Raw genomic sequence first — 20,177 nt, 5'->3', positions numbered from 1 at the left:
GTCCTGACCCGCCGCCCCACGCGCGGCGCCACCTCGGCCGACCCCACCCAAAAGCCCGCCACAGCCGCCTGACCCGCTGCCCGCTTGGGGTGTGACCCAGGGGCGGGTTCCGGGGACAAGGCCGGCGGCGGCTTCCTGAGCAGGTCCCAGCCGCACGCCTCAGCCCACCGCTCAGGCGCACCGGAGAGACGTCTCGATCACCGGGAAGCGGCGCGGCCGAGGCGCGCGGCGAGCGTGTCGACGTGTGCGCGTAGCTCCGTCGGCTCACGCACCGCGAACTCGAAGCCGAACGTGGCCACCCACGCCGCGAGCTGGTCGAGGCTGTCCGACCCGATCCGCAACGTGCAGGTGCGTTCGTCGATCGGCTCGAGCACGCCGAGGGTGGGCGGCACCTCCTCGGCGACCACGCCCGCCGGCGCGTACATGGTCAGCACCGCCTGATACCGGTACTGCCGTGACGTCATACCGAGGGCGACGTGGGCGGCCACGTCGTCGGCCGGCAGCGGTCGTGGCCGGAACCGGGGCCCGGCCGGCACGCGCGGCGACAGCCGGTCGGCGCGGAACGTCCGCCAGTCCGCCGCCGCGACGTCCCAGGCGTAGAGGTACCAGCGGCGTCCGCTGTGGATGAGGCGGTACGGCTCGACGTCGCGCCGGGACGTCGCGCCGTCGCGGGAAACGTAGTCGAAGCGGAGCCGTTCACGATCGCGCACCGCCGCCGCCACCGCGGTGAGGGTCGCGGGATCCACCGTCGGCCCGGACGCCGGCAGCGTCACCACCGCCGCGCCGAAGGCGTTCACCCGATGACGCAGGCGAGCCGGCAGCACCTGGTCGACCTTCGCCAGCGCACGGACCGACGTTTCCTCGATGCCGGTGACGGACAGCGCCGCCGCCGTCCGCAGGCTGACCGCCACCGCCACCGCCTCGTCGTCATCGAGCAGCAGTGGCGGCAGCGCCGCACCGGCCGCCAGCCGGTAGCCGCCGCCGACGCCGCTGATCGCCTCGATCGGGTATCCGAGAAGCCGCAGTTTGTCGACGTCGCGGCGCACCGTGCGAGCGCTCACGCAGAGGCGCTCCGCCAGTGCGGTGCCCGGCCAGTCTCGCCGGGACTGCAGCAGGGACAGCAGTCGCAGCAGCCGCGCCGACACGTCCAACATGCTCACCAGCATGCCAAGGATCGCGGACAGGATCTGACCGCAAATCCGCCTAGCGTCGGCGGTATGACGATTCTCGTGACCGGAGCTACCGGCACCGTGGGCCGCCACCTTGTCGCACAGCTGCTGGCCGCCGGACATCCCGTCCGTGCCCTGACCCGCCGCCCGACGGAGGCCGACCTGCCCGACGGTGTCGAGGTGTCCGCCGGCAACCTCACCGACCTCGACAGCCTGGTGGCGGCGTTCGCCGGCGTCACCGCGGCCCACCTCATCTCGTTCGGCGACGACTACGCCCCGCTCAGGGAGGCCGACCGGATCGTCGACCTGGCGCGGCAAGCGGGCGTCGGCAGGGTCTCCGTTCTTCGCGGTGACATCACCAAGGGCCCGCTGGAGGTGGCCGTCGAGGCCAGCGGACTGGAGTGGACCCACCTGTCGCCCGTCGAGTTCATGTCCAACACCCTGGAGTGGGCCGAGAGCATCCGGGCCGAGGGGGTCGTCCGCGAGGCGTTCCCGGACGCGAGGAGCGCGCTGATCCACGAGGCCGACATCGCCGCGGTCGCGGCCGTCGCGCTCACCACTGACGGGCACGCCGGTCAGGACTACTGGCTCACCGGCCCGCAGGCGCTGACCGTACCGGAGCGCATCGAACGGCTCAGCCAGGTGCTCGGCCGCGAGATTCGGTACGTCGAGCTGACCACCGACGAGATGGTCGCCCGATGGCGCGCAGAAGGACACTCCGACGATGACATCGAGTTCTTCCTGACCATGCGCACCAACCCGCCGGAGGCCGGCTACACCGTGCTGCCGACCGTCGAACGGATCACCGGGCGCCCGGCGCGGACGTTCACCGACTGGGTACGCGACAACGCGGCAACCTTCCAACCCTGAGCCCGCAGCACCGAGGCGTCCTTCGAGTGGCTCACACGACTCGAAGGACGCCTCGGTGCGAAGGCAATGAGCACCACGGCCCACTTCTCTTGAAATTCAGCTCCCGGAGCGGGCCGCTCCGGGAGGCGCGACTGCACCACCCACGACCGATGGCCCGGCACGACGGCGAGGCGGCACAGGTCCATCGCCTTCCGGAGCGTCGACCCGCGCCGGCCGCATCTGCTGCCGATCTCACCGGATGCGCAGGACTACCAGCAGGGCGAGCTCCACGAGGCGTATGCGGTGCCGTACGCGTTGGTGACCGCCACTCCCGCCCAGGACTCGGTGCCGAAGGCACACGTGTTGGACATGGAGGTCTGGTCGTCGAACGCGGGTAACGGGCCGTACTGGCCGTCCCACCGAATCTGCGCCGCGCCGGACGAGCTGTAGCTCAGGTAACAGCTGTACCAACCTGAGTTCTGGAAACACTGCAAGGAATTGATGATCGGCGCGTTCGAGGTCGCCCTGGTGGCGGTGGGCCCTGACTGGCCCGGCTCGACCCTCTGAGGTCGTACCAGCGTGGCGGCCCGTCCATGCCCCTGGTCTGGCTGCATCGCCTGCGAGGGTGTCCGTGCCTTGCCCGGTGCGGCCGACGCCGGCGACGCGACCGCCGCACCGGCAAGAGCAAGAGCAAGAGCAACGCCCAGGTGCGTTATCGGCCGCCAGGTCTGCGTTCGGGTCATCACGCCTCCCATATTGAAACGTTTTGATATGTGTGCTCGGATCGTATAGCGCGACGTTCTCGTGTCGGAATACCTTTGCAGCATGTGAAATGCCCGCCGAGACATCCCGCGCAGAAGGGATCGAAGGGCGGCCGGCCATCGGCCTTCCACGCGCACATCCACCGGCAGCGCCATGTTGTGGAGTGCGGTATCAACTGACTCGGACGCCCCCGCGCGTCGCCACCAGGTGGCCGAGCTGACCCGCCGGGTGCACGAGCTGGAACGCCGCTCGACAAGCTCGCCGGGTGCCACCTGGACACGATCCACATCGTCGCCGTCAACGAGCGTCTCTGACCCGTGCACGGTTCAGCGCGGCGGTCAGGATCTTACTGCCGTCGGGCGTGCTGCCCATCAGACGATTTCCTGGATGACCTTCTACAACTCCGGGGCGATCCTGCCCGGCAGCGGCCTTCGGCACGTCGCCGCGGTGCCTCCACGTCGCCTCGGTCAGCTGGTGAGTTCCATGAACATTGGGCGTAGCCGGGTCGCCAACGTTGGGTCCGTGAGGTCGAGTTCCGCTGTCAACACGGTCAACGTGACGTTCAAGGCGCGTCGCAGCTCAGCCTCGGTAAGCGATCGGACCAGGGCCGCCTCGAGTGGCGTGGTCACGTCTGCTGGCAGCAGGTGAGCCCCCAAGGCGTAGCTGGTGGGGTAGCCCAGGCGCCGGCAGGCCAGCGCAAGCACCTGGGCACGTGCGGCGCTGATCCAGTGCTCGGCTTGCCACCATCTGCGCCGCTGGATGCAGACCCACGCGTGCAGGACGTGGTGCCAGGCTAGGCCGGTCAGGTTGTCGTGGCTGGGCGACGCCGTAGACGTAGGCTCTGCCTTCTGGCCGAAGACGGTGCGCCAACTCGGACCCCGAGGGCCGAAGTCGGCCGTCGGGGTGAACCCGATGTCGACTTCCAAGCAGCCGTGCAGCAGGAACACCCGGTAGATCGTCGAGCCCGAGGGCAGGTCCCAGTGGTGCAGGGCGGGCGAAGTCCCGGTACATCTGCTCTGTCCAGCGTTTCAATGCAGTCTCGATCGTGCCGTCGACGGCGAATACGAGATCGACATCCGACCAGCGGTCGCTGCTGTCGGTGGCATGCGAGCCGGTGATCGCGGCACTCGCGACGGCGGGGTCTGCCTCGGCCAGTTGCAGCAGGCGCTGCCGGACGTGGTCGCGTTCCCCGACGGTGAACATCGCCCAACCTTTCGACAGGTGCGCCGACGCCGGCCGTCGAGACCACCACGGTCAGGTGCTGCGTGGCTGTTCTGCGGCCGTGGCTTCGGTGCGCCCTGCTTCCGAGATCACCTCACTGAACAGTGCCGGCCAGGCACGGCGCACCGAAGCCGAGGACGGACATACCTTCCCGCAACCTGCTTCCGTGGCTCGCGCCCCGCCAGCCCCGCGGCGAGGCGCTCGCTCGTCGACACCTAGGGCACGCGGGCCCCACGGCCCACGACGTCAATGCCATCAAGCGTGAATGTCCCGCTGACGACGCGCACCGTGATTCTGTGGTGGCGGTGTGGTAAACCGCGTAACCAGTACGAGGTCTGCCTCGTGCCGACGCTACCCACCTCTACGGTGCGGGGCGCCTGGTTGTCGATGCGTACCTCCAGGGTGGCCGAGCCGGTGGCACCGAACAGGTTCAGCCCGGTGCCGGCGAAATCGAGCGCCAGTGACTGACCGGCCGCCAGCACATGCTGGGTGCGGTTGAAGTGCGCGAACCCGACCTGGTTGAAGGAGAAACCGGCAGGGTAGGCGATGCGGGCGTCGGCGTCATCGAGCTTTTCCGACTTCCAGGCGTGGCCCTTGATTGGCGTGACCGAGAGGTTGTCGTACCGGGTGTTGTAGTACCCGCTCACCAGCGCCACCCGACCGGTCAGCACCGGGTTGACCGAGGTGTCGACGTACGAGGCGAGCCGGGCGCCGTCGAGCGTCGCGGTGATGACGTTCTCGCGAGCCTCGACGGAGAGCGTGTGCCACGCTCGGGCGTCGAACGTGGCCACGGTGCCCGAGGCGACGACGGTGTCGAGCTTGCGCAACTCCCAGCGGCCGTCCTCGTGGACGCGGACGGCGTAGGTGGCCTGGTCACCACCGCGGGCGTAGACCTGCCGCACGCCCAGGCCGGCGAAGTTCGCCAGCGCCGGATCCCGGTCGACGAGGTCGAGCCGGAAATCGATCGTCGCGGTGTAGTCGGCCCACCGGTGGTCGCCGAGCACGGTCGACGGCGCGGCTGTCGACGGCACGTTCTGTCGGCCGTCGCCCCACACATTCCACACGTAGCCCCGGTTGTCGGCGTGGTTCTGCTGCTGCAACACGTGGCGATGACGGCGGTCGCCGGTCGCGACCACCTCGAACGCGCCGTCCTGGTCGGCCGTGTAGCGTGGGGTGCCGGCGCGGCGCTCGAGGTAGGTCATCCGACGGCCGCCGACCACAGTGGTCGGGTAGTCGTCGTACTCGAAGTTGTCCCGGTAGGGCAACTTGAGGATCTCGTCCTGCGCCCGTGGTGCGAAGTCGCCCGGCCGGTACGCCGTGGTGGTGCCGTGGACGCCCCGCGGCAGCGTGGACAGGGTGATGATCGAGTACGCCGGCACCCGCACGCGATACACGTCGTGCTCGACGCCGTCGATCACCTCACTGCGCACCGGGGCGTAGTAGCCGATGTTCTGGAAGTAGTTGGCGTCGTACGACTCGCCGGCGTCCGGGCCGCGCGTCTGCCAGGCGAACAGCGGACGGCCTCGCTTGCCGAGGTCCGCCACCTTGACCTCGAAGTGTCGATCCGTCCGGGTGTTGTTGGCGTGCACCTGTGTCCACTGCGGAGAGCCCTTGTGGCCCGCAGGCGTGCGCGCCGTGAGGACGGTACGGGTGGAGGTGTCGACGTTGGTGCCGCCGTCGCCCTTGGTGCCGTCGCCACCGGTAGCGCCTTCGATGTACTCCCAGCCGCGGTCGATGAACTGGTGGAAATGACGTACGGTGGCGATCCCGATGTCGCCCTCCCAGTACCCCGACCACGGGTCGGAGGCCCGGATGAGGTGCTTGGGGGAATACTGGGTGCCTTCGTACATGGCGCTGACGGCGGGCTGGAAGAGGAACGTCGTCATGTGCGCCGGGTCGCTTCCGGCTCCACTCCACCGATAGGCGTTGATGAATCGGTCGGCGATGTCGGCGGCGGACACGGTGCCCCCGACGCCACCCCTGGCCGGATCGGCGGCGAGGCGGTACTGCGGGTCGATCATCGGGGCGACACCCTCGGAGTACAGGATCGGCAGGCCGTACTCCTTGTTCAGCCGGGTGACATTCGGGCCGCCCACGATGTCGTAGTGGAAGCCGAGGGCGTCGATGTTCGCCAGTGCCTCCGGATTGGCGAGGATCCGCCCGGCGACGTTGTTGCCGTCCCGGTAGGAGTCGAGCGCGACGATCTTGATTTGCGAGTAGTCGTAGCGCGCGTCCGGCGCGGCGGCGTCGCGCTGGAGCCACTTGGCGAACTGAACCGTCCAGTTGAGTTCGGACACCTGGTAGGCGGCCTGCCGGACCTCGTTCTGCGCGGGGCTCATCCAGTCGAACTCGACGCCGAACACGTCGTAGGCGGCGTCGATCGTCTCCTTGTACCACTGGTACCGCTTGGTCCAGTCGTTGCCAGTCCACGAGGGCTCACCCCAGCGCAGCGCCTCGACCTCGATGTCGGGGTTGATCCTCAGCGCATCAGCGATGAAATGGAACCCGGCGCCACGCAACACGTTGGCGGGCTCGTCGGCGCTGCGCTTCGTCGAAGGCTCGGCTCCGGACGAGCTGTTACTGTCCGAGCCCAGCTCGACCTTGATATGCGCGAGCCCGGCGCCGTCGACCGGGTCGAAGAGCAACCGCATGATCTTCCAGTAGGCACGCGGATTCTCTTCCTTGTAGTCCAGCAGCAGGTTCGACGTGTTGTTGCACGAGACCGAACCGAATCCGCCAAAGACGTTGTACGCCGCGCCGGCCGGTCCGCGCTCGACATCACCACCGTCGACCACGATCTCTCGCCAGTTGATCGACGGATCATCCAGGCGCAGCTCGGACAACCTGGCTCCCGGCGCCGTAGTCGACCTTGGCTCGGGCGTGGGCACCGCCGCGGCGGACGGCGCCAGCAGCCCGACGAACGTAAGGGCCAGCACCGCAACGGTCGAGGCAGCGAGGATGGGCACCGGTCGCAGCCGGTGTCGAGGAGAGATTGTCATGGGCGAATCCCTGCCGTCATGGGGTGATCCTGTCGTAGTCAGCGCCGGTACGCAATGCCGTGTTAACCCGAGGTCGCGAGACCTGCCGTGGTGGCCGGCGCCGGGTCCACGTTTCCTATATCCGTCTCGACAGGCTCAGCTATGCGGCGCTTCTGCCAGGGAGGGGAACGCGGCGCGCGGCTGCTGGCCCGCCCACCACAGCCCGATCGCAAGCGCAGCTGTCGCCTCCAGGTACGCCGCCCGCGCCAGCCCGCCGCACGGCTGCTCGCCAACCGCTGGGACAGCGTGGTTGTCTTCACGATCGCCGCGTACGGTCCGATGCGTCCGGCGGTGCTCCTCACCCGGATCGGCGGGATCAGCCCCAAGGTGCTCAACGACGCGTTGCGCCGACTGGAGTGCAACGGCCTGGTGGAGCGCCGGCCGTTCCCGCAAGTGCCACCGCGCGTGGACTACGCGCTCACGGAAGCGGGCGCCGCGCTGCTGGAGCCGATGCAGGCGATGGGTGCCTGGGCTACCCGGTACGCCGATGCGGTCCTTGACGCTCAGGAGCGGTTCGAGGCGCGGAAGACGTCCATCCGGCCCGGATCCGTTCGGCACGTATACCCTTGACCGGCGAGGTTTCCTGGCCGGCGTCGGCGAAGACCGCCTCGCCGACCTCAATGACGCCCTGCGTGACCCGGGTGTGCGGGCGGTCGTCGCGTCCACGGGCGGCGCGGGCGCGTACCGGATCGTGGACGGCCTGGACCGGGTCGCCGTGCGTGCTGACCCGAAGCCGGTTGTGGGGTTCAGCGACATCACCACCTGCACCTCGCGCTCTGGGCCGCCACCGGGCGGGCCGGCGTGCACGGCTGCGGGCGCACCGACGAGTCGTGCCGTCAGCTGCTGTGCGAAACCGAGCCGATCACCCTGCACGCCGATCCGTCCACGGTGACCGTCGCGGGCAGGGCGACCGGGGTACTCGTGGGTGGATCGGCCGGCGCCGTGAGCAACTTCCTCGGCGCCGGGCTGCCCCGCCTGAAGCCCCTACCTGGCGAACTGTGCCGCCGCCCGCCACGCCATGGCCAGCAGCAGCCCGGCGAGTCCCACCCAACCGCCGATGAACAGGATGGTCTTGGCCAGGGTGGCGAGTGAGTTGGCGAGGCTGAGCACGGTCAGCGGCTGCGGCTGTCCGGCGATCAGGAACAGTGCGGTGAGGTTCTCGACGGCGTCGGCGGACGGGGCGAGCACGAACGCGGCCGTCGTGCGCCGACCGAGCCGGTCGAGCCAGCCGCCGGGCGGCTGAACACGCCATGCGAGCACGCCGAGCGCGGTGAAGAAGAGCAGCGTGCCGACGATGATGGTGAGGTCGACGACCTGGACCCAGCCGAACAGGTCGAGCGTGCCCTTCGCCGCGAGGTGGTCCAGCGCGGCACGCTTGCCCGCCAGGTCGAAGGTGACCGGGACACCACCCCAGCCGGCACCCGGGTAGCCGACCCGACTGAACAGCGCCTCGGTGAACGACCCGCCGACCATCATGACCAGGAAGCCGGCGACGCACCAGGCGCCTACGAAGACGGTGCGGGGGACGGTCCGCAAGGTGACCAGTGGCTTCATGAGGTGACGCTACGACCGCGACCAGCGCACTACCATCGCCTCACGTTGCAGGTGCCTGGCGTCCGGTGACAGGGGGAGGTGACGGGTGGAGAGGATGGCCGAGGCGGGTACGTCGGTCTGCGTCGCCGTGGTGGCGAACACCGCCCGTTCGCTGGTCGCGGTCGGGGCCGATCCGGCTGCCGTCGAGCGGGTGCTCGGGTTCGCGGTCGACCAGTACGCCGATCCGGACGCGCACGTCTCGCTCGCCGCGCTGGCTCGGCTCGAACGCGCGGCGCCGGACCTGACCGGCGACCCCGCGGTGGCGCTTCGGCTGGCGGGCCGGTGCGCCGCCGACGGCAACGTCGGCGCGATCGGGCAGTTGGCGGCGCACAGCCCGTCGCTGCGCGAGGCGCTGTATCTGGCGGTCCGTCACGCCAACGTGCTCGGTACGGGTGTGCGGCTGGCGCTGCGGACCACGACCGACCGGGCCGAGCTGAGCTACCACCGCACCGAGGCGGCGTCGCGCACGACGCAGGGTGCCGAACTGGCGCTCGGCGAGATCGCCACGACGCTCCGGTTTCTGGCCGACGGCGCTGACATCGACCTGAGCGCCGACTTCCGGCATGAGCGGCCCGGTCATGCCGCCGCCTATGCGGCGGTCTTCGGCGCTCGGGTGTGCTTCGGTCAGGCAGAAGACCGGATCACGTTCGTCGCCGAGCTCCTCGACCGGCCGCCGCCCCGGGCGCAGAGCTACCTGTTCGCCGTGCTGCGCGAGCACGCCGTGACACTCGCCGAACGCGTCGCGGCCACCGGCTCCGGCAGCCAACAGGTGCGCGAGCACATCGTCACCCGACTGCCGCTCGGTCCGCCCACCGCCGAGGCCACGAGCCGGGCGCTCGGGATCAGCAGACAGACCCTCTACCGCCGGCTACGGACCGAAGGCACCACGTTCGAGCAGCTGCTCGACACCACGCGACACCGGCTGGCGCTGGAGCACCTCGGCAACCCCCGGTACACCCTGCACGAGATCGCCACCCTGCTCGGGTTCGCCGAGTACAGCTCCTTCCACCGCGCCGTGCGTCGTTGGACCGGGCACAGCCCGCAGGCATACCGGCGCGGCATCGGCGTGCGATCCTAGCGTTCGCGGGCATGGGGCGTTGTACGACCGGGCTGGCGGCCGGAGGTCGACCAGCTGCGAAACGCGGTGACGTCGACGCCGTTGCCCGGGCGGCCGCTCTGATGGCTGTGGACCTTGCCTGTTTCGTGCCGAGACTCGTGCCATCGAGCCGCCCTTGCGGCAGATCCGGGTGCTGTGGGCCGGTCGGGGCACGTACACCTCCATTCCCGGCACGGGGGCCTTCGGCCGGCGCGGACCGGCCGCCGCGCGCAGCATGGACGGGGTCCGCCCGGCAGCGCGCTGAGCGGCTGTTGCTCGTCAGGGGAGCCAGCCGGGGCGGACCAGGCCGGCCTCGTAGGCGAACACGACGAGCTGCGCGCGGTCCCGGGCGCCGAGCTTGACCATCGCGCGGGACACGTGAGTCTTGGCGGTGGCCCGGCTGATCACCAGCCGGGAGGCGATCTCGTCGTTGGACAGGCCGGTACCGGCCAACGCGACGACCTCGCGTTCCCGGTCGGTCAGCTTAGCGATCCTGCGCGACGGCGCCGGTGTGGCGGTCCGGGCCGCGAACTGCTCGATGACCCGGCGGGTGACGCTCGGTGACAGCAGACCTTCGCCGGCCGCCACGACCCGCACGCCATGGATGAGTTCGGCCGGCATGACGCTCTTCACCAGGAACCCGGCGGCACCGGCCCGCAGCGCCTCGCCGACGTACTCGTCCAGCTCGAACGTGGTGAGCACGACAATCCGGATCCCGAACAGGGCCGGGTCGGCGGCGATCTGCCGGGTAGCGGCCAAGCCGTCGACGCCGGGCATCCGGATGTCCATCAGGACGACATCGGGGCGGAGCTGTCGGGCCAGCCGGACCGCGTGCGCGCCGTCGCTGGCCTCGCCGACCACCTCGACGTCGGGCTCGGCGTCTAGCAGCGACCGGAAACCGGCGCGGACCAGTGCCTGATCGTCGGCGAGGATCACCCGGATCACGGTGCGGGGCCTCAGCCGAGGGGCAGGCTGGCGCGGACCCGCCAGCCGCCGGCTTGCGACGGTCCGGCGGTCAGCGAACCGCCCAAGGTCGTGGCGCGTTCACGCATACCGGTGATTCCGTTGCCCGCCGGTGCGTTAGCCGGCTGCCGTGCCCCGTCGTGGTCCTCGACGAGGATTACCAACGCCTCCGGCTGGTACTTGATGGTGACGGTGGCGGTGGCCCCCGGACCGGCGTGGCGGCGGACATTGGTCAGCGCCTCCTGAACGATCCGGTAGGCCGCGCGGTCGATCCCGGCCGGTACTGACCGGGCTTCACCGCTGAGCACCGTCCGGACCGGCAGACCCGCGTCGTTGGTCAGCTCGTCGAGGCAATCCAGCGCCGGCACCGGCGCACGCGGAGCTGCACGGGCCGGGTACAACGTGTTGAGCACCGACTGGACCTCACGCAGGGCGTCGGCGCTGGTCTTCTGGATCGTGTCGAGCGCGACCCGCGCCTGGTCCGGCTCTCGCCCCATCAGATGCAGGCCCACGCCCGCCCGCACGTTGATCAGCGACAGGTGATGGCCGAGTACGTCGTGGAGCTCGGCGGCGATCCGCAGCCGCTCCTCGCTGGCCTGCCGGCGTTGCCGCTCTTCGTGCAGCCGTCGCTGCTCCCGCGCCGCCTGCTGGACCCACCGGGCGGCCGGGGTGGCGAGTTCGGTCAACACGCCCGCGCCGGCCATGAGCGCCGCCGCGGTCAGGGCGCGGTTCGGCGCGGCGCCGCTGAACCCAAGCCAGAGGGCGTACCCGCCGGTCGCGACCGCCCAGACCAACCAGCGGTATCCGGCGACGATCGCGGCCGACGCCGCGATCATCGGCGCGATGAACGTCGGGCCGGGCGGATAGCCCAGGACGTGATATGCCAGGACCACGCCAGCGACAACGACGAGGTTTCTCCGGGGAAACCGGTGCCGGTCGGCCAGCGCGAGGCCGCTCACGACCAGCAGCGCATACCCGAGGACGCCCACACTCGCCGGCTGCCCGCGCGTGGCGATCGCGGTACCGGCGGCCTGCGCCAGCGCCGTCAGCAGCGCCAGGCCGGGCGCGGAACGCTCGGCCGCGCGCGAGCTGGACGGAGCCATGCGGGCACTCTAAGCGATGGCGCCCAGATTGGAATAGGCCCGGCCGAGGCGGCCCAACTACTCCCCCCGGAGTAGGCCACAAACGACGTACCACCGCGGGAACAGCCGCATCGCCGCCGCTGACCCGACGTGAGGCCACCCCTGCGACCGACAGGCTGTCCGCGTCCGCACGTCCCACACGACCGGGAGAAGCCATGCAGTCACCCCAGCGCCTCGCCAGAATCGCCGGACTGTTGTACCTGGCCGTCGCCGTTTTCGGCGGCTCTGCCATGTTCGTCCGTACGAGGTTCTACGAGCCGGGCGATCCCGCAACCACGGCGGAGGAACTCACGGCCAACGCCGGCCTGTTCCGCGTCGCCGTCGCGGCCAACCTTGCAGCATCCATGTGTTGGTTGTTTACGGCAATGGCACTGTACTTGCTGTTCAAGCACGTCAACGCCAACTGGGCCGGCGCGATGGTGATCTTCACGGCGGCCGGTGCCACGATGGAACTCCTCAACATGGCGCACGAGGCCGTGGCGCTCGTCGTGGCCACCGATGCCTCCGACACTGGCGCGTTCGCCGACGCACTGGTACTGCTCATGTTCGACCTCCGCCACTACGGCTCCCTCATCGCGCAGATCTTCTTTGGTCTGTGGCTGCTACCGATGGGCTATCTCGCCCATGTCTCGGGCATGTTCCCCCGCCTGCTGGGCGTCCTTCTCGGCATCGGATGCGTCGGCTGGATCGCGGACACGTTCGTACGGCTGCTGGCCCCGAGCCTCAGCGCGGCGTTGAGCCCGCTCCTAATCGCAGCCGCTGGTATTGCGGAGTTCACGGTGATTTTCTGGCTGATCGTCAGGGGTGTACGGACCCCGTCGTCTGATTAGTACTCCAGCCGCACTTGCCTGATCTGGGGTTCTGGCAGTTCATCGGCATGATCGACACGTGGTCGGCACCAGCCGCGTAGCTGCGGGTGTCGATGCTATTCGGTGTGATGGGTTGGGTGATCGCGCTGAGCTGTTTTCAACCTGAGCGGGCAGGACGGGCGCCGGCTCGATCGGTGGCGTGTTGATCGTCGAGATGGACGAAGCTCCTGGTAGATGACGTGGTCGACCAAGACTCATGCCGTCTGCCCGAGGAGCTTCGTGCTGACCTATCCTGCCACGATCACCCTGTCCACGCGGAACCTGAACCACCTCGCCGAGCTGCTCCGCGTCCGCCGTCCAGGACGGCCCGGCTGGCTCGGACGGGGGCAAGTACCAGTCGAGGTTGCGAGGGCGGTGACGACGGGATCATGGTGGCCCGTTGCATGGCGGTAAGCATGGTTAGCCCCTCTGTGTGAGGGGTGTGGGGTCGGCGTTTGGGCGTCCGACCTGGTGCAGGTGGCGTAGTACCTGCCGGTACGAGGCGAACAGGCCGGTCTCGGCGTAGCTGACGCCGTGCTCGGCGCAGAACCGGCGGATCAGTTGCTGCGAGCGGCGCAGGTTGGGCCGCGGCATGTTCGGGAACAGGTGGTGTTCGATCTGGTAGTTCAGCCCGCCGAGGAGGAAGTCCACCAGCCGGCCGCCGCGGATGTTGCGGGAGGTGAGCACCTGTCGACGCAGGTAGTCCAGGTCGTCGTCGGCGGTCAGCACGGGCATGCCCTTGTGGTTGGGTGCGAACGAGCAGCCCATGTATAGGCCGAACAGGGCCTGGTGGACCGCGATGAACGCGATCGCCTGCCAGGGTGGGAGCACCAGGAACACCACGGCCAGGTAGGCCACGGTGTGCAGGGCGAACAGTGTGATCTCCAACGCCCGGTAGCCGCGGGATCTGACCGTCGGTCCGGCCAGTGCCCGCACACTGGCAACGTGCAGGTTCAGACCTTCGAGCAGCAGCAGCGGGAAGAACGCGTACGCCTGTAGCCGCCGCCAGAGCCGGACCGCCCTGCTGTGGAGTTGGGCGTGCCATCCGGTGAAGACCAGCACACCCGGTTCGATGTCCGGATCCCTGCCGACTTCGTTCGGGTGGGCATGATGACGGTTGTGCTTGTCGATCCACCACCCGTAGCTCAGCCCGACGCCAAGGTTACCCAGTGCCACGCCGAGCAGGTAGTTCGCGCGCCGCGTCCGGAAGATCTGCTTGTGGCCGGCGTCGTGGCCGATGAAGGCGACCTGGGTGTACAGCACCGCCAGCAATGCGGCGATACCCAACTGCCACCAGGACGGACCGATCGCCACGAACGCCACCCATGCGCCGGCGAATGCCAGCACGGTGACCGTGATCTTGAGTGTGTAGTAACCCGGCCTCCTGCCCAACAGGCCAGCGTCCTTGACGCGTTTCAGAAGCTGCCCGTACTCGCTACCGCGCGCCGCGCTGGTAGGCCGGCCGTAGACCAAACCGACGGTTGACATGATCCTTCCTCCCGGTCATTCACTGGTGGCGCAACAGTGGCCACATGGCGTCACCAGCTTTTGTCCACATCAGAACGACGTACCCACCACTCCCGTCACAACACCTGCCCAGTCACCCGCTTTCGGCGCCGTAGATCAGATGCGTGCTCGACGACGCCGAGCCGAACGACGACGTGGCCGAGCTGCTGACAGCGAGCAAAGCGCTGATCAAGCTGGACACCGGCCATTGGCCGGTGCTCTCTCGTCACGTGAACTGGCGCGCATCCTCCTCGATTCGGATCATGGCCGTTGCCAGGTCGTCGGCGGTGACGGCCAGCAGCGCCACGGCCTCGCGGACGTAGCGCCAGGCGGTGGCCACACTCACCCCAAAGCCGGAGCCAGACGGCTGAAGGTGTCGCCGTTGCGTAGATGCGCCAGGGCGAGCAGGGCCTGCCGGCCAGGGTTGAGCCGACGCCAGTGGGATCGCCGCCGGTCACGGTGGTCGCGGATCAGATCAGCGAGATGGTTCAACAATCGGTAGCACAGCGGGATCGAGGATGGGTAAGACAACAACGAGGCTCTGTGGCTGCTTGTTGGGCGGGCGATGTGCGGTTCGCCGTCCAGGCCGACGATGCTCTGGCGGCCGTCGCAGAGTTGCGCCGCCGGAAGGGTGACGTCCCGGTGGGCCTGTGGGGCTGGAGCCAGGGCACCTGGCCCGCATCCGTGGTCGCGGCTCGCTGGCCCGAGCTGCGCGACCGACACCCTCGAATCCATCAGCTCTGACCACACTGCCGCGTTGCTGGCCTGGGTCGAGGACCGGATCAGCCGCTGACCGGAGGATGCAACCGCCACCTGGCTCACCATCGGCGACATGAGCTGAAGGCGATCGAGGTGTCGTTGCGGGGATTGGTGTGGCCACGGCGGTCGGCCGAACCGAACCGAGCGATATGTTCCATCAATGACCTTCCGGCCAGATCGCCGACGTCCTGGCGACCGGCGACCTCAGGCAGTACGCCCCTAGCCTGCCGCGCAACGCGCTCCGGCCCAGAGTCCATGTCGCGTCCTTGACTTCGCTACGTGCTGGCGCGACTACTTGTGTCGCTGATTGAATGTCGGTGCGAAGCAGACGGCCGCGGGGGGATCCATGCTTGAACTGAGCTTGCTACGTGCGCTGCACGCGGTCTCGACGGGCGGCTCCATCAACGCCGCGGCGGAAGCGCTGCACATCACCAACTCGGCGGTGTCCCAGCGACTGGCCAAGCTGGAGCGCGATGTCGGGCAGGTGTTGCTGGAGCGGTACGGCCGGGGCGTACGCCTCACCGAGGCGGCCAAGCTGCTGGTCAACCACGCCGAGCGGATCCTGTCGCTCGTCGACGTGGCGATGACCGCGCTGGAGGACCACCGAGGCGCGGTCACCGGCAAGATGTCGATCGCGGCGTTCCCGACCGCGGCCCGTGGCCTGTTGTCGAGCACTATGTCCCGGCTGCGCTCAGAGTTCCCGCAGCTGCGCATCGTCCTGCACGAGCAGGACCCGATCGACTCGATCCCGCGGGTGGTGCGGGGTGACGTCGACATCGCTGTCGTGCAGGACTCGTTCAACGCGCCGCTGTCTCTCACCGGCGATCTCGAGCGGGCGAGCCTGATGGACGACGTGATCGACCTGGCCCTGCCGGTCGACCATCCGTTCGCCGACCGCGTCACCGTGGACATGGCGGAAGTGGCCCGGGACACCTGGGTGAGCTGGCCGCGCGGCACCGTGTGCGGCGACTGGCTGCGGCTGACGCTGCGGGAGTATGGCGTCGACGCGTGCATCGAGCACGCGGTGGCGGAGTACGCGACGCAGCTCTCCCTGGTGGCCGCCGGGTTCGGTATCGCGTTGATCCCGAGGCTGGGCCGCGACCCGGTGCCGCCGGGGGTGCGGCTGGTCCGCATCACCCCGACGCTCGCCCGCCACGTGTACGTGGTGTGGCGGGCGGAGACCAGCAGCCGCCCGGCGATCCGGGCCACGGTTGACGCGCTCGTGGCCACCGCTGCAGAACTCGGCGATTCCGCCCCGGACGAGTCGGTCACCCCGGCCCCCGCCGTGGAGGTGCGGGAGCACGCCGTCCACCCGCGACGGAGGCGGGCGCCGCTCGCTCAGCCGGCCTCGGCGGTCAGCTCCGCGACCTGTCCGGCGGTGAGCTCCAGCGACGCGGCGGCGACGTTCTCCTCCAGGTGAGCGATCGAGCTGGTGCCCGGGATCGGCACAATCACCGGTGACCGGTGCAGCAGCCACGCCAGGGCGACCTGCGCGGGGGTGGCGTCGAGCTGCTTGGCGATCCGCCCCAGCGCGCCGTCGGAGCGGGCCAGATCGCCGCTGGCGATCGGCACCCACGGGATGAACACGAGGTTCTCCCGCTCGCAGTAGTCCACCACGTCGTCGTGCTTGCGCTGGCTGAGGTTGTAGATGTTCTGCACGCTCACCACGTCGATCTGGCGGCGCGCCTGCTCGAGCTGAGCTACGGTGACCTCGGACAGTCCGATGTACCGGATCTTGCCCTCGGCCTGCAGTTGCTTGAGCGCTCCGAACTGCTCCTCGGCCGGAACCTTCGGATCGATGCGGTGCAGCTGGAACAGGTCGATGCGGTCGAGGCGGAGCCGGCGCAGGCTCAGTTCGGCCTGCTGACGGATGTACTCCGGCCGGCCGAGGGGGCGCCACTCGTGACGCGACGGCCGGCTCTGTCCGACCTTGGTGCCGATGACGAGTCCCTCGGGATAGGGGAACAGCGCGTCGGCGAGCACCTCCTCGTTCGTGCCGGGACCATACGAATCGGCCGTGTCGATGAAGTTCACGCCGAGTTCGACCGCTCGGCGGGCGACCGCGTGCGCTGCTGCGGGATCGGCCGGCGGACCCCACACGTCCGGTCCGGTGAGGTGCATCGCGCCGAAGCCGAGACGGTTGAGCGGCAGGTCGCCGCCGAGCACGATCGTTGACATCCAGTGAACCCCTTGAGCGATCCGGAGCAAGCTTTGCCGCCATCTTGCCGTAGATGGGCTCCGGGATGGATAAAACTTTGTGGACACTACTGTTCAGCGTTGCTTTTATGGCCCGCCTCGCGGCTTTCATAACCGAATGCGGCTATCGATATAGGACTATTTCAGGATCTCTTGTCTCGGCGTGAGTGCGGGTCGGGAGTTGTTGGATGTTCGTGCAGCGACGCTTAACTGTACTTCGAAGCACATTTCAGCGCTCGAACCAAAGGCTGTCCGGCAAACTGTCGTTCACGATTGAAGTCGCGGGTTGGGTGGCTGCAGAAATGCGGGGTGGTCGCCGCGCGCATCGAAGGAGATCGCCCTTGCACATCGGAGTCGAAGGGGTTCTGCACCGCGCCCGCCGAGCCCAGAACGAGTTCGCCTCGTGGCCACAGCACCGAGTCGACGAGCTGGTCGCGGCCGTGGGATGGTCGTGCTACCGCGAGGACAACGCCCGCACGATGGCGGCGATGGCCCATCAGCACACTGGGCTGGGCGATCCCGAGCACCTGTTCGCGCTGCACCGCAAGCGGGTGCTCGGCACGCTGCGCGACATGCAGGGTGCCACGACCGTCGGCGTGCTGGAGGACGACCCGGATCGCGGGCTGTGCACGCTGGCCAAGCCGCTGGGCGTGGTGGCGCTGATCAGCCCGGCCACCGCGCCGTGCTCCGCGGTCGCCTGCACCGGCCTGCAATTGTTGAAGACCCGTAACGCCGTGATCTGCAGTCCGAACCCGGCCGCTCAGGAAGCCGTCGACTTCACCATCGGGCTTATGCGTTCGGCGTTGCGCGAGGTGGGGGCCCCGCCGGATCTGATCCAGCGTGCCGGGCCGGCCACCCGGGAGACGGCCGAGGAGATCATGCGGGGCGCGGACTTCGTGGTGGCCTCCGGAGGAGCCAGTACGGTCCGGCGGGCCTATCGCAGCGGTACCCCGGCCATCGGCGCCGGCGTCGGCAACCCGACGGTGGTGGTCGACGAGACCGCCGACCTCGACCTCGCCGCCGAGAAGATCGGAATCGGGGCGAGTTACAACAATGGCACGTCCTGTTCGTCGGAGAGCAACCTGCTGGTGTCGCGAGAAATCGTGGCGGAGTTCGAGAACAGGCTGCGCTCACTCGGCATGCACACCTGTGACGCCGACGAGACGGCCCGGCTTCGCCGGGCGATGTGGCCGGACGGCGTACGGCTCGACCGGGCGGCGATCGGCCGCCCCGCCGCGACACTGGCCGCCCGTGCCGGCATCGATCTGACCGACCCGGCCAAGACCACCACTTTGGTCACTCCGCTCGACCGGGTCGACGTGACCGACCCGCTGTTCGGCGAGAAGCTCTCACCGGTGGTCACGATGGTCGCCTACGACTCCTTCGCCGACGTCGTCGACGCCGTGGATGCCATCACCCGGCACTGCGGCAGCGGGCACAGCTGCGGCATCCACACCACCCGCAACGATCGCGTCAACATCCTGGCCGACCGGATCGGCGTGGCGCGGGTGATGGTCAACCAGTCCACCGGCGCCGGCAACAGCGGCAGTTTCGACAACGGGCTGCCGTTCACCTCGATCGTGGCCAGCGGCAGCTGGGGCGGCTGCGCCCAGTCGGAGAACGTCAACTGGCGGCACTTCATGAACCGCACCACGATCTCACGACCGATCCGGGAGCGGCTGCCTGACGAGAACGCCATCTTCGGCGCGTACTGGGACCGTCATGGTGTCTGACCCGGTGTTCCATCCCTGGGCGGCGCAGGCGAAGGTGGTCCAGGAGACGGTGGCTGGCGGTTCCGGGGCCTGGTTCTGGAACCACGACGGCGAGCGGTGGCTGGACCTGCACTCCCAGCTCGGCAACCTGCACCTGGGGCACCAGCATCCGGCCGTCGTCGCCGCGGTCACCGAGCAGGCCGCGCGGCTGTGCACTCTCGCCCCGTCCTTCCGCGCCGACGTACGCGACGAGGCGGCCCGGCGGATCCTCGACGTCGCGCCGGCCGGCGGCCGGTCCGTGCTGTTCACCACCGGCGGCGCGGAGGCGGTCGAGCACGCGTTGCGCATGGCGCGGGTGACCACCGGCCGGCCGAAGATCCTGGCGGCGCACCGGTCATACCACGGTGCCACCGACGGCGCGATGGGCGTGACCGGCGACCCGCGGCGCTGGCCGCTGCCGGCGACCGGAGCCGGTACCGTCCGGTTCTCCGGACCGTACCGGTACCGCTCCGACTTTCACGCCACCACCGAGGTTGAGGAGCGCGATCGGGCATTGGAGCACCTGTACCGGCTGGTGGCGTACGAAGGGCCGGAGAGCATCGCGGCGATCATCATCGAGCCGGTGGCCGGCAGCAATGGCGTCCTGGTGCCGCCGGACGGCTACCTGGCCGGAGTCCGCGCGCTCTGCGACGAGCATGGCATCCTGCTGATCGCCGACGAGGTGATGACCGGGTTCGGCCGCTGCGGCGCCTGGTTCGCCACCGACCTGTGGCAGGTCCGGCCGGACCTGATGACCTTCGCCAAGGGGGTCAACTCGGGGTACGTCCCGGTCGGCGGCGTCGTGGTCGGCGAGCGGGTGGCCGAGCACTTCGCCGAGCGGCCGTACCCGGGCGGGTTGACCTACTCCGGGCACCCGCTGGCGTGCGCCTCGATCGTCGCCTCGATCGGTGTCCTGCGGGACGAGGGGTTGGTCAGCCGCGCGGCGCAACTCGGTGAGACCGTCGTACGCCCGCTGCTGCAGGACCTCGCCGCCCGGCTGCCGGTAGTCGGCGAGGTGCGCGGCACCGGCCTCGCCTGGGCGATCGAGCTGGTGGCGGACCGGGCCACGCGGGAGCCGCTGGTGCCGTACGCCGCGCCGGGCCGGCTGCACCCGCGGATGGCCGAGATCTTGCGGGCCTGTCGGTTGCGTGGCGTGTGGCCGTTCGTCGCCGCCAACCGGATCCACCTGTTCCCACCCCTCGTCATCACCGAGGACGACCTGCGCGCCGGCTTGACCGAGGTCGGCGCCGTCCTCGCCGGATGACCATCCCAACGCGGAGACAT

General features: G+C 69.3%; 17 protein-coding genes and 1 pseudogene. 9 read left to right on the top strand and 9 right to left on the bottom strand.

The annotated features are described in order from the left end of the window. Positions 1-197: 197 nt before the first annotated feature. Complete coding sequence (locus tag E1193_RS04360) at positions 198-1,154, bottom strand: YafY family protein (protein WP_132180487.1); 957 nt, start codon at positions 1,152-1,154, stop codon at positions 198-200. A 63-nt stretch (positions 1,155-1,217) separates the two neighbouring features. Here E1193_RS04360 and E1193_RS04355 point away from each other — a divergent pair, with 63 nt between their 5' ends. After that, entirely contained in the window at positions 1,218-2,039 is an 822-nt protein-coding gene (locus E1193_RS04355) for an NAD(P)H-binding protein (protein ID WP_132180485.1), read from the top strand. Positions 2,040-2,321: 282 nt separating this feature from the next. Continuing rightward, positions 2,322-2,468, top strand: coding sequence for a hypothetical protein (locus tag E1193_RS31715; protein WP_165945633.1), 147 nt, complete (start codon positions 2,322-2,324; stop codon positions 2,466-2,468). A 779-nt stretch (positions 2,469-3,247) separates the two neighbouring features. Here the strand turns inward: E1193_RS31715 and E1193_RS04345 are convergent. Together E1193_RS04345 and E1193_RS04340 are read right to left on the bottom strand one after the other, a co-directional pair. Then, the gene (locus E1193_RS04345) at positions 3,248-3,727 is read right to left on the bottom strand and encodes a hypothetical protein (protein WP_243707278.1); all 480 of its coding nucleotides are present in this window, start codon (positions 3,725-3,727) and stop codon (positions 3,248-3,250) included. A 489-nt stretch (positions 3,728-4,216) separates the two neighbouring features. Further along, the gene (locus E1193_RS04340) at positions 4,217-7,000 is read right to left on the bottom strand and encodes a hypothetical protein (RefSeq protein WP_132180483.1); all 2,784 of its coding nucleotides are present in this window, start codon (positions 6,998-7,000) and stop codon (positions 4,217-4,219) included. 141 nt (positions 7,001-7,141) lie between these two features. On the opposite strand from E1193_RS04340, the gene E1193_RS04335 reads away from it, so the two are divergent. Further along, positions 7,142-7,609 (top strand): helix-turn-helix domain-containing protein, encoded by a 468-nt coding sequence (locus E1193_RS04335; RefSeq protein WP_132180481.1) that lies wholly within the window; start codon positions 7,142-7,144, stop codon positions 7,607-7,609. A gap of 414 nt (positions 7,610-8,023) precedes the next feature. Here the strand turns inward: E1193_RS04335 and E1193_RS04325 are convergent, their stop codons facing one another. Continuing rightward, positions 8,024-8,593: a hypothetical protein gene (locus E1193_RS04325; RefSeq protein ID WP_132180479.1), complete on the bottom strand. Its 570-nt coding sequence runs from the start codon at positions 8,591-8,593 to the stop codon at positions 8,024-8,026. Between the two features lie 94 nt (positions 8,594-8,687). On the opposite strand from E1193_RS04325, the gene E1193_RS04320 reads away from it, so the two are divergent. Then, positions 8,688-9,710, top strand: coding sequence for an AraC family transcriptional regulator (locus E1193_RS04320; RefSeq protein WP_243707279.1), 1,023 nt, complete (start codon positions 8,688-8,690; stop codon positions 9,708-9,710). Positions 9,711-10,007: 297 nt separating this feature from the next. Here the strand turns inward: E1193_RS04320 and E1193_RS04315 are convergent, their stop codons facing one another. Further along, complete coding sequence (locus E1193_RS04315; RefSeq protein WP_132180475.1) at positions 10,008-10,673, bottom strand: response regulator transcription factor; 666 nt, start codon at positions 10,671-10,673, stop codon at positions 10,008-10,010. Positions 10,674-10,684: 11 nt separating this feature from the next. Continuing rightward, the gene (locus E1193_RS04310; protein ID WP_132180473.1) at positions 10,685-11,794 is read right to left on the bottom strand and encodes a sensor histidine kinase; all 1,110 of its coding nucleotides are present in this window, start codon (positions 11,792-11,794) and stop codon (positions 10,685-10,687) included. A gap of 194 nt (positions 11,795-11,988) precedes the next feature. Here E1193_RS04310 and E1193_RS04305 point away from each other — a divergent pair, with 194 nt between their 5' ends. Then, the gene (locus E1193_RS04305; protein ID WP_132180471.1) at positions 11,989-12,663 is read left to right on the top strand and encodes a DUF4386 domain-containing protein; all 675 of its coding nucleotides are present in this window, start codon (positions 11,989-11,991) and stop codon (positions 12,661-12,663) included. A gap of 438 nt (positions 12,664-13,101) precedes the next feature. Here E1193_RS04305 and E1193_RS04300 read toward each other — a convergent pair whose 3' ends face one another. After that, a complete protein-coding gene (locus E1193_RS04300; RefSeq protein WP_132180469.1) occupies positions 13,102-14,169 on the bottom strand; it encodes an acyl-CoA desaturase in 1,068 nt (355 codons plus the stop codon). A 143-nt stretch (positions 14,170-14,312) separates the two neighbouring features. Between E1193_RS04300 and E1193_RS31710 the strand changes: the two genes are divergently transcribed. Continuing rightward, positions 14,313-14,510 carry a hypothetical protein gene (locus E1193_RS31710; RefSeq protein WP_165945630.1) on the top strand — a complete coding sequence of 66 codons (198 nt, stop codon included), beginning with the start codon at positions 14,313-14,315 and terminating at the stop codon, positions 14,508-14,510. Here E1193_RS31710 and E1193_RS04295 read toward each other — a convergent pair. Next, positions 14,441-14,721, bottom strand: a pseudogene (locus tag E1193_RS04295) (transposase family protein); the annotation flags it as partial. The gene E1193_RS31710 and the pseudogene E1193_RS04295 sit on opposite strands and share 70 nt — an antisense overlap. Before the next feature lie 571 nt (positions 14,722-15,292). Between E1193_RS04295 and E1193_RS04285 the strand changes: the two are divergent. Continuing rightward, entirely contained in the window at positions 15,293-16,366 is a 1,074-nt protein-coding gene (locus E1193_RS04285) for a LysR family transcriptional regulator (protein WP_132180467.1), read from the top strand. Here E1193_RS04285 and E1193_RS04280 read toward each other — a convergent pair. Beyond that, positions 16,285-17,124, bottom strand: coding sequence for an aldo/keto reductase (locus E1193_RS04280; RefSeq protein WP_132180465.1), 840 nt, complete (start codon positions 17,122-17,124; stop codon positions 16,285-16,287). The genes E1193_RS04285 and E1193_RS04280 overlap by 82 nt on opposite strands. A gap of 359 nt (positions 17,125-17,483) precedes the next feature. On the opposite strand from E1193_RS04280, the gene E1193_RS04275 reads away from it, so the two are divergent. Together E1193_RS04275 and E1193_RS04270 are read left to right on the top strand one after the other, a co-directional pair. Continuing rightward, positions 17,484-18,875, top strand: coding sequence for an aldehyde dehydrogenase family protein (locus E1193_RS04275; protein WP_207922561.1), 1,392 nt, complete (start codon positions 17,484-17,486; stop codon positions 18,873-18,875). Beyond that, positions 18,865-20,157 (top strand): aminotransferase class III-fold pyridoxal phosphate-dependent enzyme, encoded by a 1,293-nt coding sequence (locus tag E1193_RS04270; protein WP_132180461.1) that lies wholly within the window; start codon positions 18,865-18,867, stop codon positions 20,155-20,157. Before E1193_RS04275 ends, E1193_RS04270 begins: the two co-directional genes overlap by 11 nt. Positions 20,158-20,177 lie beyond the last annotated feature (20 nt).

Source organism: Micromonospora sp. KC606 (assembly GCF_004348675.1).
In the GTDB taxonomy this organism is placed as follows: domain Bacteria; phylum Actinomycetota; class Actinomycetes; order Mycobacteriales; family Micromonosporaceae; genus Micromonospora.
The sequence above is the reverse complement of the archived record's forward strand: the minus strand, read 5'-3'. Positions and strand labels throughout refer to the sequence as shown.